The sequence below is a fragment of the Pseudomonas sp. P4795 genome (genome assembly GCF_048822895.1).
Lineage (GTDB): Bacteria > Pseudomonadota > Gammaproteobacteria > Pseudomonadales > Pseudomonadaceae > Aquipseudomonas.
Map to the genome: position 1 here is coordinate 32,535 of NZ_JBMFBT010000001.1, position 17,559 is coordinate 50,093.

At 55.6% G+C, this 17,559-nt stretch carries 15 protein-coding genes; 11 read left to right on the forward strand and 4 right to left on the reverse strand.

Annotation, left to right across the window (positions count from 1 at the left end; genetic code table 11):
• Positions 1 to 40: 40 nt before the first annotated feature.
• A complete protein-coding gene (locus tag ACOI8A_RS00125) occupies positions 41 to 2,389 on the reverse strand; it encodes a response regulator (RefSeq protein ID WP_420650974.1) in 2,349 nt (782 codons plus the stop codon).
• Between the two features lie 349 nt (positions 2,390 to 2,738).
• On the opposite strand from ACOI8A_RS00125, the gene ACOI8A_RS00130 reads away from it, so the two are divergent.
• The 3 genes from ACOI8A_RS00130 to ACOI8A_RS00140 all read left to right on the forward strand — a co-directional run bounded on the left by ACOI8A_RS00130 (position 2,739) and on the right by ACOI8A_RS00140 (position 5,145).
• Complete coding sequence (locus ACOI8A_RS00130; protein WP_420650975.1) at positions 2,739 to 4,337, forward strand: oleate hydratase; 1,599 nt, start codon at positions 2,739 to 2,741, stop codon at positions 4,335 to 4,337.
• 120 nt (positions 4,338 to 4,457) lie between these two features.
• Positions 4,458 to 4,712 (forward strand): Lpp/OprI family alanine-zipper lipoprotein, encoded by a 255-nt coding sequence (locus ACOI8A_RS00135; protein ID WP_420650976.1) that lies wholly within the window; start codon positions 4,458 to 4,460, stop codon positions 4,710 to 4,712.
• Complete coding sequence (locus ACOI8A_RS00140; protein ID WP_420651236.1) at positions 4,702 to 5,145, forward strand: hypothetical protein; 444 nt, start codon at positions 4,702 to 4,704, stop codon at positions 5,143 to 5,145. The genes ACOI8A_RS00135 and ACOI8A_RS00140 overlap by 11 nt, the downstream gene beginning before the upstream one ends.
• A 21-nt stretch (positions 5,146 to 5,166) precedes the next feature.
• On the opposite strand, the gene ACOI8A_RS00145 is transcribed toward ACOI8A_RS00140, so the two are convergent.
• Complete coding sequence (locus tag ACOI8A_RS00145; RefSeq protein WP_420650978.1) at positions 5,167 to 5,871, reverse strand: VIT1/CCC1 transporter family protein; 705 nt, start codon at positions 5,869 to 5,871, stop codon at positions 5,167 to 5,169.
• Between the two features lie 203 nt (positions 5,872 to 6,074).
• On the opposite strand from ACOI8A_RS00145, the gene ACOI8A_RS00150 reads away from it, so the two are divergent.
• From ACOI8A_RS00150 to ACOI8A_RS00185, 8 genes are all read left to right on the forward strand, one after another.
• Entirely contained in the window at positions 6,075 to 6,728 is a 654-nt protein-coding gene (locus tag ACOI8A_RS00150) for a BON domain-containing protein (RefSeq protein WP_420650979.1), read from the forward strand.
• Positions 6,729 to 6,800: 72 nt separating this feature from the next.
• Positions 6,801 to 8,183 carry an NAD-dependent succinate-semialdehyde dehydrogenase gene (locus tag ACOI8A_RS00155; RefSeq protein ID WP_420650980.1) on the forward strand — a complete coding sequence of 461 codons (1,383 nt, stop codon included), beginning with the start codon at positions 6,801 to 6,803 and terminating at the stop codon, positions 8,181 to 8,183.
• Positions 8,184 to 8,259: 76 nt separating this feature from the next.
• Positions 8,260 to 9,294 carry an alcohol dehydrogenase AdhP gene (gene adhP, locus ACOI8A_RS00160; RefSeq protein ID WP_420650981.1) on the forward strand — a complete coding sequence of 345 codons (1,035 nt, stop codon included), beginning with the start codon at positions 8,260 to 8,262 and terminating at the stop codon, positions 9,292 to 9,294.
• 14 nt (positions 9,295 to 9,308) lie between these two features.
• Positions 9,309 to 10,796, forward strand: a complete 1,488-nt coding sequence (locus ACOI8A_RS00165; protein WP_420650982.1) for an NAD(P)H-hydrate dehydratase — start codon at positions 9,309 to 9,311, stop codon at positions 10,794 to 10,796.
• A gap of 23 nt (positions 10,797 to 10,819) precedes the next feature.
• Positions 10,820 to 13,186, forward strand: a complete 2,367-nt coding sequence (locus ACOI8A_RS00170) for a phosphoketolase (RefSeq protein ID WP_420650983.1) — start codon at positions 10,820 to 10,822, stop codon at positions 13,184 to 13,186.
• Positions 13,174 to 14,391, forward strand: coding sequence for an acetate/propionate family kinase (locus ACOI8A_RS00175; protein ID WP_420650984.1), 1,218 nt, complete (start codon positions 13,174 to 13,176; stop codon positions 14,389 to 14,391). Before ACOI8A_RS00170 ends, ACOI8A_RS00175 begins: the two co-directional genes overlap by 13 nt.
• A gap of 34 nt (positions 14,392 to 14,425) precedes the next feature.
• On the forward strand, positions 14,426 to 15,007 hold the full coding sequence (locus ACOI8A_RS00180) for a GNAT family N-acetyltransferase (protein WP_420650985.1): 582 nt from the start codon (positions 14,426 to 14,428) through the stop codon (positions 15,005 to 15,007).
• Positions 15,008 to 15,046: 39 nt separating this feature from the next.
• Complete coding sequence (locus ACOI8A_RS00185; RefSeq protein ID WP_420650986.1) at positions 15,047 to 15,823, forward strand: helix-turn-helix domain-containing protein; 777 nt, start codon at positions 15,047 to 15,049, stop codon at positions 15,821 to 15,823.
• Positions 15,824 to 15,882: 59 nt separating this feature from the next.
• On the opposite strand, the gene ACOI8A_RS00190 is transcribed toward ACOI8A_RS00185, so the two are convergent.
• Together ACOI8A_RS00190 and ACOI8A_RS00195 are read right to left on the reverse strand one after the other, a co-directional pair.
• On the reverse strand, positions 15,883 to 16,809 hold the full coding sequence (locus tag ACOI8A_RS00190; RefSeq protein ID WP_420650987.1) for a universal stress protein: 927 nt from the start codon (positions 16,807 to 16,809) through the stop codon (positions 15,883 to 15,885).
• Between the two features lie 70 nt (positions 16,810 to 16,879).
• Positions 16,880 to 17,443, reverse strand: coding sequence for a GNAT family N-acetyltransferase (locus ACOI8A_RS00195; RefSeq protein WP_420650988.1), 564 nt, complete (start codon positions 17,441 to 17,443; stop codon positions 16,880 to 16,882).
• Positions 17,444 to 17,559: the final 116 nt, after the last annotated feature.

Here is a 17,559-nt window from a genome sequence, read left to right on the forward strand (position 1 = left end):
AGCAGCTGCGGCCGCTTCACCGCCGCAGCATCAGGACTGCCTACGCAGGTGTTTCAGACGCCGCGGCAAGGGCAATACGCGCCAATGCTGGGATGGATTTGGAGTGGGTGCGGGACATGATTGAGGCGCGATGATTCTCCACCGTCCGCTGGCTGATACCCAGCTCAGCCGCGATATTTTTGCTGGGGTAACCGGCAAGCACCAGGTCCATGATCTGACGCTGACGGGCAGTCAAGTTGTTGATGCATTGTGTGGCTTCCTGAACCCAGGCCATTTTCTTGTTTGCGTCACGCGAATGCTCCAAGGCCCTGGCGACGCTTTGAAGTACCTCTGTACGCTCAAAGGGCTTCTCAATAAAATCCGACGCTCCTGCCTTCATTGCATCTACGGCAATTGAAACCTCGCTGCTGGCGCTGGTTATCACGGCCGGCAAATCATCGCCGCTGCTTCGCAGTCGATGTAGCAGTTTCAGGCCATCCATCCCCGGCAGATGGGCATCCACCAACAAGCATGCGCGCGCCCCCGGTGAGTAGTCATCGAGGAACGCCTCGCATGAGGCGTAATCGCGAACGCGATAGTCGCTGGACTCAAGGACGCCCCGGATCGTATCGCGGAACAATTCGTCGCGATCCACTACAAAAACGATCGACACCGTTGAGTCGTTGAGCTCGTTTTTTTCGCACTGCTTGTCGACATTTTTCAAGCGCTGCTGTGCGAGCAAGGACGTGATGACGAATACAACTTCCTTGAGCTTCGCTGGCTTGTCCAGTTGAGTGCAATGCTCAAACGCCACTTCACGCGAGGTTCGCCGTGAAATATCACCGGTCAGAACGATTGCCGGTATGCTGCGATGCAGCGTTGTTCGCAACTGGGTGATCATTTGCAAACCATTGATCGCACCCGGCAGATTGAAGTCTGCAAGAATCAGATCTGGCTGTACGCCACCGTGAGTGACGCTCTCCAATGCAGACAATCCATCAATCGCCATTGCAATCTGGTAGCCCTCGGCCTTGAGCAGTGAGCCCAGCAGCTCCAGCAACTCAATGTCATCTTCAACGATCAGAATCATTTCATTGTTCGTAGCCCGGCCGTATTCGTGACGCTCGTCGTCCAGGCTGGTATCAGCCAGCGAGTGGTTATCACGAGAGAGGGCAACGTCGATGAAGAATGCAGACCCTCCCGCGACGCGAGTTTGTGCACGTAGTCGATGGCCCAGCGCGCTGCACAGGCGTTTAACGATCAACAGGCCTGCGCTACCTTCCAGACCAGAGTCGTCGCTATCCGGGCTGTCCTCGAGAAGTGCATGCAGTTGGGCTGACGAGAAACTTGTCCCGGTGTCCCAGACTTCAACGCTGAGCCAGCCGCCGTGGCGACGGCAACCCAAGAGTATCCGGCCCTCATGAGTATGTTTCAGTGCGTTGGTCAGCAAGTTCCGAAGCATTTGTTCCAACAAGCGTGGATCACTTTCCACCATCAGATGACAGGGCACGACTTTCAGCTTTAAACCTTTGGCGCCGGCCTTGTAGCCGAACTCATCTGCGAGTCGCTCCAGAAGATCACCCATTCTAAAGCCGACCGGGTTTGCCAGAACGAAGCCGGAATCAATATGGTTGATGTCTAAAAGGGCATTGAGCATTCCGGACATTGCGCCCACTGTTTCGCCAATTCTGACCGTCAACTTACGGGGCTGCTCATCTTTAAGAAGGTCCAGTAGAAGCCCCTGCAACAACTTGAGAGTCTGTAAAGGCTGACGCAGATCATGGCTGGCAGATGCGAGAAAACTTGAACGTGTCGCCGTCGCCAGCTCCGCGTTGTGCGTGGCTTTTTCGAGCGCGCGAGTGACGTGTTTTTTTTCACGTATATCGGTAAACGTGATGACTACCCCTTCGACGAAGCTGTCTTGCTGATTGAAGGGAGAAATCAGACGGGTAAAACACACGCCACTGCGCGATTCGACTTCTCGTTCCAGCGGTGTCCGCTCACGCATGACCGTTTTCGCATCGTCCATCAAGTTGGCGTCATTGGCCATTGGACGCAAATCCGCCAGCGGTCGGCCGATATCTTGAGCAAGGAGATTGAACAGCACCTGGCTGGCGGGGGTGAACAGTCGGATATTCAATTGAGCATCGAGCAGGATGATTGCGATGTTCATGCTGTAGAGCACATTCAGTGACTCCAGCGAGACGGTTTTCTGCCGTTCGAGCGACGCACGCAGCTGCTGATTCATGTCGCTCAGCTCGCTGTTCAGCGAGCGCAATTGATCGATGGATTGCGCAGCATCCGGCGGCGGTGAACGCTCAGTGTCCAGCGCTGCACCGTCAGCCAGAGGGGAAGGGGTGATCACCTTGGGCTTGTCCGTTCCAGCGGTAAGTGGAACGCGAACCGGCATTTTGATCTTCCGCAGCAATGAATTCCGAAGGAAAACTTCTCTTTGGATCCTACACCGCTTTCGCCCCTGCGCAACGTCCACGCCAGCATCGCGGTGCCGTTAAGACGGCGAGAACCGGGATATGCTGTTGACGAGGCTAGGGGCCCCCCGGCTTTGCTGAGTGCAATCACAGCCAGCACTAACCCGAGTACGCGTGGTTCTCCGACCAGCGGTTGGAGTAACGCATGATTACCCCATGAGTAGTTTCCGAGTCTGCCGTTGCGACCGTCATTTCTAATATTGTTGGATATCCGTGAATGCGGCACTTCGTTGACGTTATCGCGCCCACTCAACATCCAGGTAACGCCCCATGACCGATAAACCGAGAGAGCCTGATCCTCACTTCTATCTGGTGGGTGGCGGAATCGCGGCGATGGCTGCAGCTGCTTTCTTGATCAGGGATGGCGATGTTTCAGGGCATAACATCACTCTGTTCGAAAAGCTCGACAGACCCGGCGGCAGTCTTGACGGCGGCGGGTCCGCGATAGCGGGTTATGTAATGCGTGGCGGCCGGATGTTCGAAAGCAAGTACGTATGCACGCTGGAGCTGTTCGCCTCTATTCCGACGCTGGACAGCAGTACAACTGTAACCCTGGAAACCCTTGCCTGGAACGAGCGTATCCATACCTCTTCGAAATCACGGCTCGCGCGTAATGGCTTGAGGGAAACCGCTCCCGAGTTCGGGCTGACTGAGGGCGATATTCTGACTATTGAAAGGATCGCGATCGAGTCGGAAGAGGCTTTGGGGCGCACGACTATCGCCGACCAGTTTTCTGAGTCGTTTTTCCAGACTCAATTCTGGTTGATGTGGTGCACGACGTTTGCATTTCAACCTTGGCATAGCGCAGCGGAGTTCCGCCGATACATCGTGCGTTTCGCACACATGGTCGCCGGCTTTAATCGACTCGAAGGCATCATGCGCACGGTCTATAACCAATACGACTCCCTGATCAGGCCTTTGCACAAATGGCTGGCTGAGCGAGGCGTAGTTTTTGAGCTGGGTGCCTGCGTGACGGATATGCATCTGCGCGAGCAGATCGACGGCAAAAGCGTAAAGCGCATTCTGTACGACCGCGCAGACGATCACCTATTTGTCGATGTGCAACGCTGTGATCGTGTACTGGTGACGCTTGGCTCCATGACCGAAGCGGCGAGTATCGGAGGCATGGACCAGGCCCCCCAGTTGAACGGCAAAGCAATTAAAGGTGCTTGGGCCTTATGGGAAACGTTGGCAAAAGGCCGGCCTGAGTTCGGCCATCCGCAAGTGTTCTCAAATCATATCGACGCAACCAAGTGGGTGTCGTTCACTACGACGCTCAACGATGCGACATTCTTGCGGCGGACGGTGGAGTTTACGGGCAACGCACCGGGTGAGGGCGGATTGATCACTTTCCCTGATTCGAACTGGCTGATGTCGATTGTGGTGCCGTTTCAGCCCCATTTCATTGATCAGCCTGACCAAGTCAGCGTGTTTTGGGGCTACGGGTTGCATGTCGACACCCCGGACAATTTTGTCAGTATCCCGATGTCGGCCTGCACCGGGCGCGAAATCATGTCGGAATTGCTCGGGCATCTGCAGTTCGGCTCCGACAGTCAGTCGATTTTGAACAGCGCGATCTGCATACCTTGCATGATGCCGTTCGTTACCAGTCAATTTATGCCACGTGAAGAGGGCGACCGACCTCAAGTCGTGCCAGCGGGCTACAAAAACCTGGCATTCATCGGGCAGTACTGTGAATTGCCGAATGACGTGGTCTTCACCGTGGAATACTCGATACGCACCGCACAGTGCGCAGTTTCCAGTCTGCTCAAACTCAAACGTAAACCACCGAGGGTATACAAGGGCACGACAGACCCGCGTGTCTTGTTCAAGGCCTTCAAAGCGTTACACGACATGGGCGTCAAGTGAATCCGATGCACCGACGCGTAAGTAGTTTCCGAGCCTTCTGCCAGATGCTGTAACCGCATAGGGTGAGTATCGGGATCGTGAGATCGAACAATGGCTTTGCAAGTACCGAGGAGTGACACCATGAGGCAATTCATCCTGCCATGTTTACTGATTGTAATAATGACGGCGACCGCTGGATGCAGTCATCGGCGCCAGGAGATCGATGCCCGACTGAGCGGCGCGGAAGACATGGCAACAGCGGCCAGAGTTCATTCGGACGCGTCAGCGCTCAAGGCCGATCAGGCATTGCGGGCAGCTTTAGATGCAAAGAAGTCGGCAGACGAAGCCAATGAGCGGGCGCAGCTATTGTTAAAGAAAGCGGGTCGTGCCAATTGAGCGCACTCGTCTTTCAGCCGTCTGGAGTGGTGTCATTTTGAAAAAAGTCATTTTGCTCGGTCTGACGTTGTTTTGCCTTGCGGGCTGTGGATACACCCTAAAAGAAGAAGCCCAAACTACACCGGACTCAATCGACAACCTCAACCAGCCTCGCATCAGGATGCCGGTCACGGCCGAGCAGGCACACGTCGCAAAGAGCAAAGCCCTTGCAGGGCTTGAAGGTGACGGTTGGGTGTTCGACCCGCTATATGCGACTGCAGTGAACGCTCAGGGGCGTGACCTTGCCGTATGTGGCTTCGCCCGTCAGAAAGTCACTAATAGCTCGATATATTTCGCCTACTACAGCGGCGAATTACTCCTTTCGGATGAAAAGGCGCCTTCTGGCGTTAGCGTGGAAAATGAGTTTCTGACGATGATCTGCTCGCACTCCTGAGCGCAAGCAGGCACTTTCCAGCTAGACAACTGCGCCGAATATTCGACCAACTACCGCAGTGATCAGCATTGCCAGCGCGCCCCAAAATGTCACGCGCCAAACGCCCGGAAGCAAGGGCGCTCCGCCAGTCTTTGCGGCGATTGCGCCCAATGTGGCGAGGAAAAACAGTGACATGACTGATAAGCCGATAATCACGTGCTGAGTCGGGATCAACACAGCGACGGTGACGGGTAAAATCGCACCGGCGACGAAGCAAATAGCAGACGCAAACGCGGCCGACAACGGCTTGGCACTCAGTGCCTTCGATATACCCAACTCATCTCGGGCATGTGCACCGAGGGCATCATGCGCCATCAATTGGACGGCTATCTGCCTGGCCAGCTCTGGCTCGACTCCTCGGTTAATGTAGATCTGTGCCAGCTCTCGATGCTCGGTCTCAGGGTTTGCCTTGATTTCCTTTTGCTCTTTGTTCAAGTCGGCTTGCTCGGTATCGGCCTGCGAATGCACTGAAACATATTCGCCTGCGGCCATTGACATGGCACCCGCCACGAGCCCGGCTATACCCGTCACGATGAGCACATTATGCGCAGCATTGGCCGCTGCAACTCCAATTAAAAGGCTGGCGGTCGAAACGATTCCATCGTTCGCCCCCAACACCGCCGCCCTGAGCCAGCCGATACGGCTGCTGTTATGAGTTTCCACACGACCATGTCCGAGCTTACTCACGAGAATTGCTCCTGTTACGCGATGTCTTGAACCCTGAGTGTAGGTACTTTCCGAGGCTATCCACGCGTTATCCAGGCGCCTAACTTGATGGACTCTGCCACTGCGCAACATCAACGAGCATTTGGTTGGAAGTACGAGATTACTGGAAAAATCTCATCGTATAACGCGCAGCTCAGGCGATCACATCACTTGGGATTGAACTCATGAAAACGGATAAACAGTTAAAAGATGACATCCTCGCCGAGCTGCGCTGGGAACCCTCGGTCAGTGCAGAACAAATCGGTGTCGAGGTCAAAGACGGCATCGTGACGCTCGCCGGACATGTGAGTAGCTACGTTGAAAAATGGGCTGCGGAACAAACAGCGCAGAAAGTATCGGGGGTTCGGGCGGTTGCCGTGGAAATGGACGTCAAGCTTCTAGGAGGAAGTCAGCGTAACGATACGGATATTGCACGTTCTGCCGGAGGTGCACTGGAGTGGTCGACCAACCTGAACAAAAATGCGATCAAAATCCAGGTTGAGGATGGCTGGGTAACACTGGCGGGAGAAGTGGAGTGGGAATACCAACGGCGGGAGGCCGTAGGTGCGGTTCGTAACCTGATGGGAGTGAAGGGTATCTCGAACAATATTTTGCTTAAGTCGGCGGTTTCGGCGGAAGGCGTAAAGAGTGAAATAACCGAGTCCCTTAAACGTCGCGCAATCATTGATTCGCAAAAAATCACCGTCGACGTACAGGGGGCGGATGTGACGTTGTCCGGGACGGTCGACAACTGGGCAGAGCGTGAATTGGCAATGCATTCAGCCTGGAGCGCGGCAGGTGTCAAGAATGTGCAGAACAACATCATCGTTTCCTTCTGACCATTCATATCTGCCCGATAGCTGGGTTCGCGAGCTTTACGGCTTCAGATGCTAATTCAGGATCTTTTGATCATGGCCTATTCAAGCGTTAATCCTTACGACGGTGAGCTTCTCGAGAGCTTTGACGAAATCACCGATCTTCAGTTGGAAGAGAAACTTCACGCTGCCGATCTCTGTTTTCGCAGTTGGAAGCATTTGACCTATGGTCAACGTGCGCAAGTGATTGAGGCTGCTGCAGCCCTGATGCGTTCGCGCAGGGATCAACTGGCCCGTCTGGCGACGCTTGAAATGGGCAAATTGATCACTGAAGCCCGAGGCGAAGTGACATTCAGTGCCGATATTCTCGACTACTACGCCACCAACGCTGAACGCTTTCTTACGCGCAAAAAACTCAGTCCCATCAATGGCGATGCGCATATTGAATGCAGCCCATTGGGGATCATTTTTGGTGTGGAGCCTTGGAATTTCCCTTACTACCAACTGGCTCGCATCGTGGGGCCGCAATTGATGGCAGGCAACGTCCTCGTCATCAAACATGCCGGTTGCGTGCCCCAATGTGCTATCGCGTTTGAGCAAGTTTTCATAGACGCGGGCGCGCCGCCAGGGCTATTCACCAACCTGCTGATCTCTAAGGAACAGTCTGACAGTGTGATAGATGACCCGCGCGTCAAGGGCGTGGCACTAACCGGAAGTGTTACGACGGGTCGCAGTATTGCGGCTCGCGCGGGGGCCAACCTCAAACCATCGACGATGGAGCTGGGCGGGAGTGACGCCTTCATCGTCTTGGCAGACGCCGATATTGAGCATGCCGTCAACTGGGCGGTATGGGGGCGCATGTACAACTGCGGGCAAACCTGCTGCGCGGCTAAGCGTTTTATTGTGGTGGCGTCGATTGCTGATGCTTTCCTTAGCCAATTCGCTGCGGCGCTGGCCAGTCTGAAACCCGGTGACCCTATGAGTGGCCAGACGACGCTTGGTCCACTTTCAACGGAGTCAGCATTGCAACTGCTGATCAAACAAGTCGACGACGCGGTATTTGATGGCGCTCGAGTGGTGATCGGTGGGGAGCGAATTCGCAGGCCGGGATCGTTTATGGCGCCCACCATCCTCACAGACATCGCCCCTGAAAATTCTGCGTTCAGGGCCGAGTTTTTTGGTCCCGTCGCACTATTTTTTCAGGTTTCGGATGTGGAAGCGGCCATAGCGCTCGCCAACGATTCGGATTTTGGCTTGGGTGGGGCTGTATTCACTCGTGATGGTGCGGAGGGCCTACGCATCGCCAGTCGCATTGAGTCTGGAATGGTGTTCGTCAACAACATCAACTGGTCAGACGCTGAATTGCCGTTTGGCGGTATCAAGCAGTCCGGATATGGACGGGAGTTGGGCGAGGAGGGAATCCAGACATTCGTCAATAAGAAACTGGTGCGCTATGCCTCGATCGATCCCGCACGCTGACCGCGAAGCGCAGCTATTGGCGCTCTACTCTTTTAACTTTGCTGGGGCTCTGACGGGCATCCAGGAGGAATTTCCCATGAGTCTGAAAATGCGCGCAGCCTTTGTCGAGCAATTCGGTCAACCGCTAGTGGTTCGGGAGTGCGAAGTTCCTGCGGTTGGGGCAGGCCAGATTTTGATCAAGACCGAAGCCTGTGGGGTCTGCCATACCGATCTTCATGCCGCTCGCGGGGACTGGCCGCTGAAGCCGACATTACCCTTTATTCCAGGCCATGAGGGTATCGGGGTGGTGGTTGCGATCGGCGCGGGCGTTACCAGCGTGACAGTTGGCGAGCGTGTCGGCGTGCCCTGGCTATATTCCGCTTGCGGGCATTGTGAGCATTGTTTAACTGCGTGGGAAACTGTGTGTGCCCAAGCACAGTTCGGAGGCTATACCAAAAATGGTGGCTTCGCAGAGTACATACTCGCTGACCCGAACTATGTGGCTCACATTCCCGACGGCCTCACGCCCACCGAAGCTGCACCGATCATTTGCGCAGGGGTTACGACGTACAAGGGCATTAAGGAAACCGGTGCCCGCCCAGGGCAGTGGATCGCAATCTCCGGGGTTGGTGGGCTCGGTCACTTGGCAGTTCAATATGCCAAAGCTATGGGATTGCAGGTTTGTGCGGTTGATATTGACGACGGCAAACTTGCGCACGCCGGCAAGCTCGGCGCCGATGCGCTAGTCAACGCCAAAAAGGGCAATCCAGTTGAGGCCGTCAGAGAAGCGACGGATGGCGGCGCACACGGTGTGCTCATCACTGCACCATCGCTCGGTGCTTTCAATCAGGGCGTAGCCATGACGCGCAAGCACGGGACGTGCGTGCTGGTGGGTCTGCCACCCGGAGAGTTTCCAGTTCCATTGTTCGATGTGGTCGCCAATTGCATAACAATTCGCGGATCGTTTGTCGGCAACCGCCAGGACATGGCCGAAGCGCTTGCTCTGGCCGCCGAAGGCAAGGTCAAGGCAGACATCGAAATCCAGCCGCTGTCGCAGATCAACAAAGTTTTCGAACGTCTCGAACGCGGTGATGTGCCTTCGCGCGTAGTCATCGATTTCAGTGCGGTTTGAGAGAGTGAACACGCATGAATAGCCTGATTTGCGCGCCCTCAATGACGAATTACACGGCGGCATTGCTGACTGTGCGCCAGATGGCCGATGCCGACAGGTTATCCGCTGATGCCGGTGTGTCGTCTTATGAGCTAATGGCAAACGCCGGTGCTGCAGTGGTGCAGGAAATCGAACGTCGCTGGACTCCACGACCCCTGCTAGTTCTGTGTGGACCAGGCAATAACGGTGGTGATGGTTTCGTCACAGCCCGTTTGCTGGCAGAGGCCGGCTGGCCGGTAAGAGTGGCGATGTTGGGTAGCCGTTTCAGCCTCAAGGATGAAGCGCGACAGCATGCACAGCGGTGGGAAGGGGAAGTGGAAGCATTAAGCCCTCGTGTACTTGCGGGGGCAGAACTGGTCGTCGATGCCCTGTTTGGTGCGGGACTCAGTCGTCCATTGGAAGGACAGGCATTGGATACGCTTGCGGCAGCGAGCCACGGCGTTGCGACCATTATTGCGATCGACACGCCCAGTGGCGTGATGGGCGATACCGGCGAAGCACTTGGGGCAATCCAGGCAGCGCTGACGGTGACGTTTCTGCGCAAAAAACCGGGCCATTTACTGTTGCCGGGGCGGGACCTCTGCGGTGAAGTCGTTGTTGCGGATATTGGAACTCCACGTGTTGTGGTGGACGCCATCACGCCGCAGACGTTCGAGAATCATCCATCGTTGTGGCTCGCCGACCTGCCGCGCACCACCGCCCAAAGCCACAAACACAGTCGGGGGCACGCGCTGATTTTTGGCGGTTATCCTATGACGGGTGCTGCTCGATTGGCCGCCCGAAGTGCCGCAAGAGTCGGCGCCGGTCTCACGACTATTGCCGTACCTGAAATCGCGTTTCCCATCTATGCCGCTACCCAGCAAAGCATCATGGTGCGTCCTTGGGTGGCCCCGGAAGATTTTGGTCACTTGCTCAATGCCAGTGATTTTTCCGCCTGGCTGATCGGTCCAGGCGCAGGCGTTGACAAGGAAACCTTTGGCCACGTCCTGGCAATGCTCGCCACTGGCCGTCCGACCGTTATCGATGCCGACGCGATCAGCGCGTTTCAGGATGCCCCCCGCGCGCTGGATCGCGCAATTCAAGGCCCATGTGTGCTGACACCCCATGAGGGTGAGTTTGAGCGGATCTTCGATCACTTCGCTGACAAATTGACTCGCGCGCGCGCCGCCGCTGTGCGTTGCGGCGCAGTGGTCGTCCTCAAAGGCAGTGACACGGTTATCGCGGCCGTCGATGGCAGAGCAATCATCAATTCCAATGCTCCTCCCACACTCGCCACGGCAGGCACGGGAGACGTACTGAGCGGGATCATTCTGGGCTTGCTGGCGCAGGGTATGACGCCTTTTGCCAGTGCTGCTGCCGGCGTTTGGCTGCAGGGAGCGGCTGCGGCTGAATTTGGGCCTGGCCTATTGGCGGACGATTTGCCGGATTTGCTACCGGCGGTGCTTGGTCGCTTGTACAGCTGAAACCATCCGAGAAGGAGAGAACAATGCGCCAGGAACTCACCACGCAGCAATTGCAGAACATGGATGCCTACTGGCGTGCAGCCAATTACCTGTCTGTAGGACAGATTTACCTGCAAGCCAATCCCTTGCTTGAAGTGCCTTTACTGCTGGAGCACCTGAAGCCACGGCTGCTTGGACACTGGGGGACCACGCCAGGTTTAAACCTGCTTTACGTGCATCTCAATCGCGTGATCAAAGCGTATGACCTCGACATGATTTTTATCGCCGGCCCAGGTCATGGCGGTCCCGGAGTCGTGGCACAAACTTACCTCGAAGGTTCTTATACCGAGCGCTATCCCGCGATCGAACGTAATCGTAACGGCCTTTCACGGCTGTTCAGGCAATTCTCGTGGCCGAACGGAATTTCGAGTCATGTCTCCGCGCAAGTACCTGGCTCGATTCATGAGGGCGGTGAATTGGGTTATTCGCTTGTGCATGCCTTCGGGGCAGCCTTCGACAATCCGCAATTGATCGTGGCGTGCGTGATTGGTGATGGAGAAGCCGAGACTGGCGCTCTGGCCGCGAGTTGGCATTCGAACAAATTCCTCAATCCGATCAGGGACGGCGTGGTATTGCCGATTCTTCATCTCAACGGCTTCAAGATTGCCAACCCCACCGTGTTGGCCCGCATTCCTCATGAAGAGTTGATTGCACTCATGCGCGGCTATGGCTACGAACCTTTTCTGGTCGAAGGCGATGACCCTATGCGCGTGCACGAAGCCCTGGCTGCGACGCTGGATACGGTTATGGAGCGCATCTACGACATTCAGACGAGTACCCGCGGGTCACTGGACAGTGAAAGTCCACAGCGTCCTGTTTGGCCGATGATTATTCTGCGCACTCCCAAAGGCTGGACCGGGCCCAAGAGTGTCGACGGATTGCCGGTCGAGGGCACCTGGCGGGCGCATCAGGTTCCGATTTCGGACTTCACTCAACTCGGACATCTCGAACTGCTGGAAGCGTGGCTGCGCAGTTACAGGCCGTACGAATTATTCGACAGCAATGGCCAGCTGTGTCCCGAACTGGCTGAGCTGGCGCCAACCGGTCACCAGCGAATGGGCTCAAACCCACACGCCAATGGAGGAGAGTTGCGGCGCACCTTGTCGCTGCCGGACTTTCACGATTATGCCGTCGACGTTATCAAGCCAGGCTCAGTCAAGGCCGAAGCGACTCGAGTGTTGGGCAGTTATCTGCGCACTGTCATGCAACGTAATCTCGAATCCGCCAATTTTCGTCTGTTCGGGCCTGACGAAACCGCGTCGAACCGTTTGGATGCGGTTTATCAGGTGACCGGAAAAGCGTGGATGTCTGCAATCGAGGAGGTGGACTGCAATCTCAGCAGTGAAGGCCGAGTGATGGAGGTTTTGAGCGAACATCTGTGCCAGGGATGGCTGGAGGGCTATTTGTTGACGGGACGCCACGGCTTGTTTTCCTGCTATGAGGCGTTCATCCACATCATTGATTCGATGTTCAATCAACACGCGAAATGGCTCAAGGAATCCAAGGCTATCGCGTGGCGCAAGCCAATCGCCTCGCTCAACTATCTGCTGACGTCGCACACCTGGCGCCAGGATCACAACGGAGCCTCGCACCAGGACCCCGGCTTTATCGATCATGTGGCCAACAAAAAGGCAGATATCGTACGCATTTATCTGCCGCCAGATGCCAATTGTCTGCTGTCCGTCACCGATCACTGCCTGCGCAGTCAGGACTACATCAACCTGATCATCGCCGGCAAACAACCCGAGTGGCAGTGGCTGGATATGCCATCCGCTGTTCGCCATTGCACCGCAGGGGTAGGGATTTGGCGCTGGGCGAGTAACGAGGGGCCAGACGGCCCGGATGTCGTCATGGCGTGTGCCGGCGATGTTCCCACCCTCGAGACGCTGGCGAGTGTGACGCTACTGCGCGAATACATACCGGATATTCAAATCCGCGTGGTCAACGTGGTTGATCTGATGGTTTTGCAACGCAACTGCGAACATCCACACGGTCTCCAGGAGACTGATTTCGATGAACTCTTCACCAACGACAGGCCAGTGATATTCGCTTTCCATGGATACCCTTCACTGATCCATAAATTGACGTACAACCGCTCCAATCATGACAATTTCCACGTGCGCGGTTTCAGGGATGAAGGCACCACCACTACGCCTTTCGACATGGTGGTGCTTAACAATCTTGACCGCTATCAGTTGGCTCTGGACGCCATTGAGCGCATCCCTCGGCTGCGCAATGAGGTCGACCACGCGCGTGAGCGCTATTGGACGATGATCGAGCGACACAAGCGTTACATCAGCGAACATGGCGAAGACCTGCCAGATGTGCGGGATTGGCAATGGACAGTTTGAGCGCCATGAATCTTGCTCGCGAAAGAGCAGGGGACCCTGCACGAGCGAAACTGATCCTGGCGTTGAACAGCGGTTCGTCATCGCTCAAGTTCGGTGTGTATCGGATCTCGTCCACTCAGCTCCAGACGCTCATGTCAGGTGAGGCACAGGCAGTCGGCACTCCGGCCGGGCGCTTTGAGGCGTTCGATGCCCAGCAGCAATCAGTAGTCGAACGGCCTTTACCGATGCTCACGACCCAACAAGCGCTGCACGAAATCGAGCGCCTGCTCGAAGAGTCGCGAGCCGGTGCTCTGGAAGGTATCGGGCATCGAGTGGTTCATGGCGGTCCAGCGTTACGCGCCCCCTGCATTATCGATAAGCAGATAATTGAACAACTGCAACACGCGAGAACCTTTGCGCCCTTGCACATGCCACTGGCGCTATCGGTGATCGATGAGACGCGTATGCATTTTCCCGACATCCCTCAGACCGCTTGTTTTGATACCGGATTCCACGCACAGATGCCAGCGGTTGCCAGTGTGCTGGCATTACCCCAAGAGCTACGTGTACAGGGGGTTCAGCGCTACGGCTTCCATGGCCTTTCCTGCCAATCGATTGTCCGGCGGTTCGGGCCCGATTTGCCTCGGCGTCTGATCATCGCTCACCTGGGCAACGGGGCAAGTATCACCGCCGTGCTGGATGGCCAATCGGTGGACACCAGCATGGGCCTGACACCCAGCGGCGGGATGATCATGAGTACTCGCACGGGCGACATGGATCCCGGCGTGCTGATTTATCTGATGCGCGAGCAAGGACTTGATGCCGCCGCACTAGAGACAGTGGTTAGCCGGAGATCCGGTCTGCTGGGGATCTCTGGACTCAGCGGTGATATGCGTGCACTCAGAAATGCGTCCCTGTATCAGGCTGATGCTCGATTGGCGGTACAGATGTTCTGCTACTGCGCTTGCAAGCAGATCGCCGCGATGATGGCAGTACTTGGTGGAATCGACTCACTCGTCTTCACCGGCGGAATCGGTGAAAACGATGCTCAGACACGTGCGCAGATTTGCGAGGGTTTGCAGTGGACCGGTCTGGTCTTGGATAACGAGCTGAATCAAGCAAGCCAGCCTTTGATCAGTACCAGTGAGTCCACCTGCACGGTGCAAGTTTTCCCCTCTCAAGAAGACGAAGAAATTGCTCGCCATACCTGGCAACTCCTTCACTGACGCGTTTTCTCACGGCTTAAAAAGGGCTCCCAATATGTTTACTGACCATGCAGTTGAAAAGATTCTCGCAACCCTCGGTCACCCGTCGCCCGATGAGCATTGGATCGAGGCGTTGAACAACGGGAGCCATGTGCTTATTCGTCCGTTGCATCGGCAGGATCGCCAACTTGAATTTGAGTTCATCAATCAGCTGTCCGCGGAGTCGTTCCGCACCCGTTCATTTGGTTCTCTGGTACCAGAAAGCGTGCCGATGCTGGATCAGATGATGGATCTGGACTATCACAAACGCATGGCCTATATCGCGATGGTTCATGAAAGTGGTCATTTGACCGAGGTTGGAATCAGTCGTTACGTCGCCAGTGCCGACGGTCGGCAATGTGAGTGCGCGGTGGTTGTCGCGGATCGTTGGCAGCGTCAGGGCATGGGGATGCTACTGATGCAACACCTTATCGTTGCCGCGCAACGCAATGGCTTCAAAACGATGATTTCGATCCATCAGACTGACAATTTTGGCATGCATCGCATGGCGCGAAGCCTCGGCTTTCACAGCCGCTATCCGGCCACCGGCGATAGCGAAATCATCCATGAACTTGATCTGGCGCCGACAACAGGCTGACGCGGCTCCTGATGGGCTTACCAGACTGCCGCGCCACAAATGCTGGAGATTGAAATGCTGTCAAACACCGAACAAACGAGATTGGTAGCGCCACATTGCGCGCGTACTTTTCCCTTGATACAAACCCTTGATCAGTCCTCGATTCACGACCTGTTTTTGTCGTCGACTTGTTCAGAAGAAGAACGGGAGCGATTTGACGAATTGATCATGCGCAAGGTTCGCGTTGCCAAGGGCACTGATCTTTACCACGCGGGAGGATATTCCCAGTACCTGTATTTCGTGCGGCTTGGCAGTTTCAAAACCATTCTCGTGAGCGAACAAGGACACAGTCTTGTCACCGGCTTCAACATGTCCGGTGACATCATGGGGCTGGAAGCCGTTACCGGGGAGCCGCATCTATGCACGGTGTCAGCGCTGGAAGACAGTGAAGTGAATCTGATTTCTTATCCACGCCTTGAAAATCTCGCGCGGCAAATGCCTGCATTGCAATTGAATGTGGGCAGATTGTTGAGCCGCGAGATTATTCGCGGGCAGCACATGCTGATCACTCTTGGAAACTGCAATGCAGAAGAGCGGTTGGCGATCTTCGTGCTTGATCTCTCCCGGCGTTTTGCACTTAGGGGGTATTCCGCTCACTGTTTCCACCTGCGGATGTCGCGTGAAGACATTGCATCGGCAATTGGCGTCAGGTCCGAGACGATTTGCCGTGCCATTGCGCGCCTGCGCGATTTACGGTTAATGACATTCGAAGGTCGGAGCGTGGAAATCATGAATCTGCCGCTGCTCGAAGAGTTTGTCAGAGCGCCTGAAAAATAGATGACAATCCTCTGCGAGCCGGTGAATGGCGGTACAAGCTGAACCAAGCTCCATTTGTTTCAATCGTCGAGTGCTTCAGGCGAAATCACCCACACACTGCAAGGCATTTTGTACAGCAGGTGCTCCACGGTGCTTCCAATCAGTCGACTCAGACCATGATGCCCAACGCGGCCCATGACGATCACGTCGATGTCGTAAGCATCGGCATAGCTGCAGAGCACTTTGGCCGGATTGCCCATGATCATGTGCTGGTTTTGCGGCGCAACGCCATTGCGCTCGGCCAGTTCGCGGAAGGCGTCGCCCTGTGCGTCAAACAATGACTTGGCTTTGTTTGACGAGAAAAACATCGAGGCAGTATCGGTACCGAACTCGTGCGCGCTGATGGATGAAAGATCGTACGCATAGATCACATCCAGTTGTGCGTTGCAGGTGCTGGCCAATATTGAGGCCTCACGCAGAATCCGGTCATTGAAGCCTGCATACTGACCGTCGCGATGGAATGGATCGACAGCCGCCACAATTCTTCGCGGTGAGGCATGCTGCATATGGCTGACAAAATGCAGAGGTACCGGGCATTCACGTAGCAGATGGATATCGATAGGCGTGAACATCAATCTGGAAAGCATCGACGGGTGTTCCAGTGCCTTGATCAGGAGCGCCATCGGCTGCTCTTTGAGATGGATAAGGATTTCCTGCAACGGATTTTCCACCCAGACCACTTCGGTGGTGACATGCACACCAATGTTGCGTAAAGGACGGGCCTGGTCTTCAAGCCATTGGCGGTGGCGCTCTACGTATCCGATGCGCATCTGCTCAAGCGCCTGCTCGTTGACCATGTCGGCAGTCGCCAGTCCTTCAAGATAATCAAAAGCTACGATGTGCAGCGCGGCGCCTGACGCCTTGGCCAGCGCGGCGGCCCGGTCGAAAGCAGGGCTATGCTCCATCAGGGGCGTGACGATCAGCATGAAGCGTAATTGATCATTCATTCGAAAATTTCCCTTGAGTTGTGCCTGTTACCGGGAATGCAGCCTGGAAACACCGCCACCCCGAATCGATTTACAGCTCAAGGCGATGGATGACCTGACGAACATCGTCAGGATCATTTTCCGTCACGAAACCCAAGGCTTTGGCCAGTTCGCGCATCGGTGCGTTGCTTGAGGCATCAACCGAGTACATTTGCTGAAATCCGTTCTTGCGCGCGGATTTGATCAAGTGCTCCATCAACGCGGAAGCCAGACCCAAGTGTTTCCATTCATCAGCAACAGTCACCGCACATTCGCATTCACGCTCTCCGGTGGCGGCATAACGACTGACGCCAATCTCGATCAGTTGGCCATCCTCATGGACCAGCGCGATATAAGCGGTCCGCCGCTCATTGTCGGTGTCCATCAATTGGTTGAGCAGGGCGGTGCCGGGTTCGCGGATCTGCGCCAGAAACCGCATGTGCCGCGATTCGGGCGACAGACGTTTGATGAACGTGTTTTCACGTTCACGGTCTTGTTCGGCAAGAGGGCGAATCAATACGTGACGGCCGTCTTTGAGTTCTTCAATCCAGTATTTCCCAACTACCGCTGCGTAAGCAGCGGTGGCCCGATCATTGTGGTCTTTGACAGTAAGCACAGGGTGATCCTCCATACGGTTCGAGAGCAAATGCGTGATGCCTTAAGGCACCGTTCATTCCTTTCTACGCCGCTGGAGACGGTAGAAGCTGATGTGGATCAGGTTCTGCCGGAACT

Excerpts from the sequence above, each read along its gene's own strand:
- ACOI8A_RS00175 (WP_420650984.1), top strand. The coding sequence starts at position 13,174 with ATGGACAGTTTGAGCGCCATGAATCTTGCTCGCGAAAGAGCAGGGGAC.
- ACOI8A_RS00165 (WP_420650982.1), top strand. The coding sequence starts at position 9,309 with ATGAATAGCCTGATTTGCGCGCCCTCAATGACGAATTACACGGCGGCA.
- ACOI8A_RS00130 (WP_420650975.1), top strand. The coding sequence starts at position 2,739 with ATGACCGATAAACCGAGAGAGCCTGATCCTCACTTCTATCTGGTGGGT.
- ACOI8A_RS00135 (WP_420650976.1), top strand. The coding sequence starts at position 4,458 with ATGAGGCAATTCATCCTGCCATGTTTACTGATTGTAATAATGACGGCG.
- ACOI8A_RS00190 (WP_420650987.1), bottom strand. The coding sequence starts at position 16,809 with ATGAATGATCAATTACGCTTCATGCTGATCGTCACGCCCCTGATGGAG.
- ACOI8A_RS00170 (WP_420650983.1), top strand. The coding sequence starts at position 10,820 with ATGCGCCAGGAACTCACCACGCAGCAATTGCAGAACATGGATGCCTAC.
- ACOI8A_RS00180 (WP_420650985.1), top strand. The coding sequence starts at position 14,426 with ATGTTTACTGACCATGCAGTTGAAAAGATTCTCGCAACCCTCGGTCAC.
- ACOI8A_RS00125 (WP_420650974.1), bottom strand. The coding sequence starts at position 2,389 with ATGCCGGTTCGCGTTCCACTTACCGCTGGAACGGACAAGCCCAAGGTG.
- ACOI8A_RS00150 (WP_420650979.1), top strand. The coding sequence starts at position 6,075 with ATGAAAACGGATAAACAGTTAAAAGATGACATCCTCGCCGAGCTGCGC.
- ACOI8A_RS00185 (WP_420650986.1), top strand. The coding sequence starts at position 15,047 with ATGCTGGAGATTGAAATGCTGTCAAACACCGAACAAACGAGATTGGTA.
- ACOI8A_RS00155 (WP_420650980.1), top strand. The coding sequence starts at position 6,801 with ATGGCCTATTCAAGCGTTAATCCTTACGACGGTGAGCTTCTCGAGAGC.
- adhP (WP_420650981.1), top strand. The coding sequence starts at position 8,260 with ATGAGTCTGAAAATGCGCGCAGCCTTTGTCGAGCAATTCGGTCAACCG.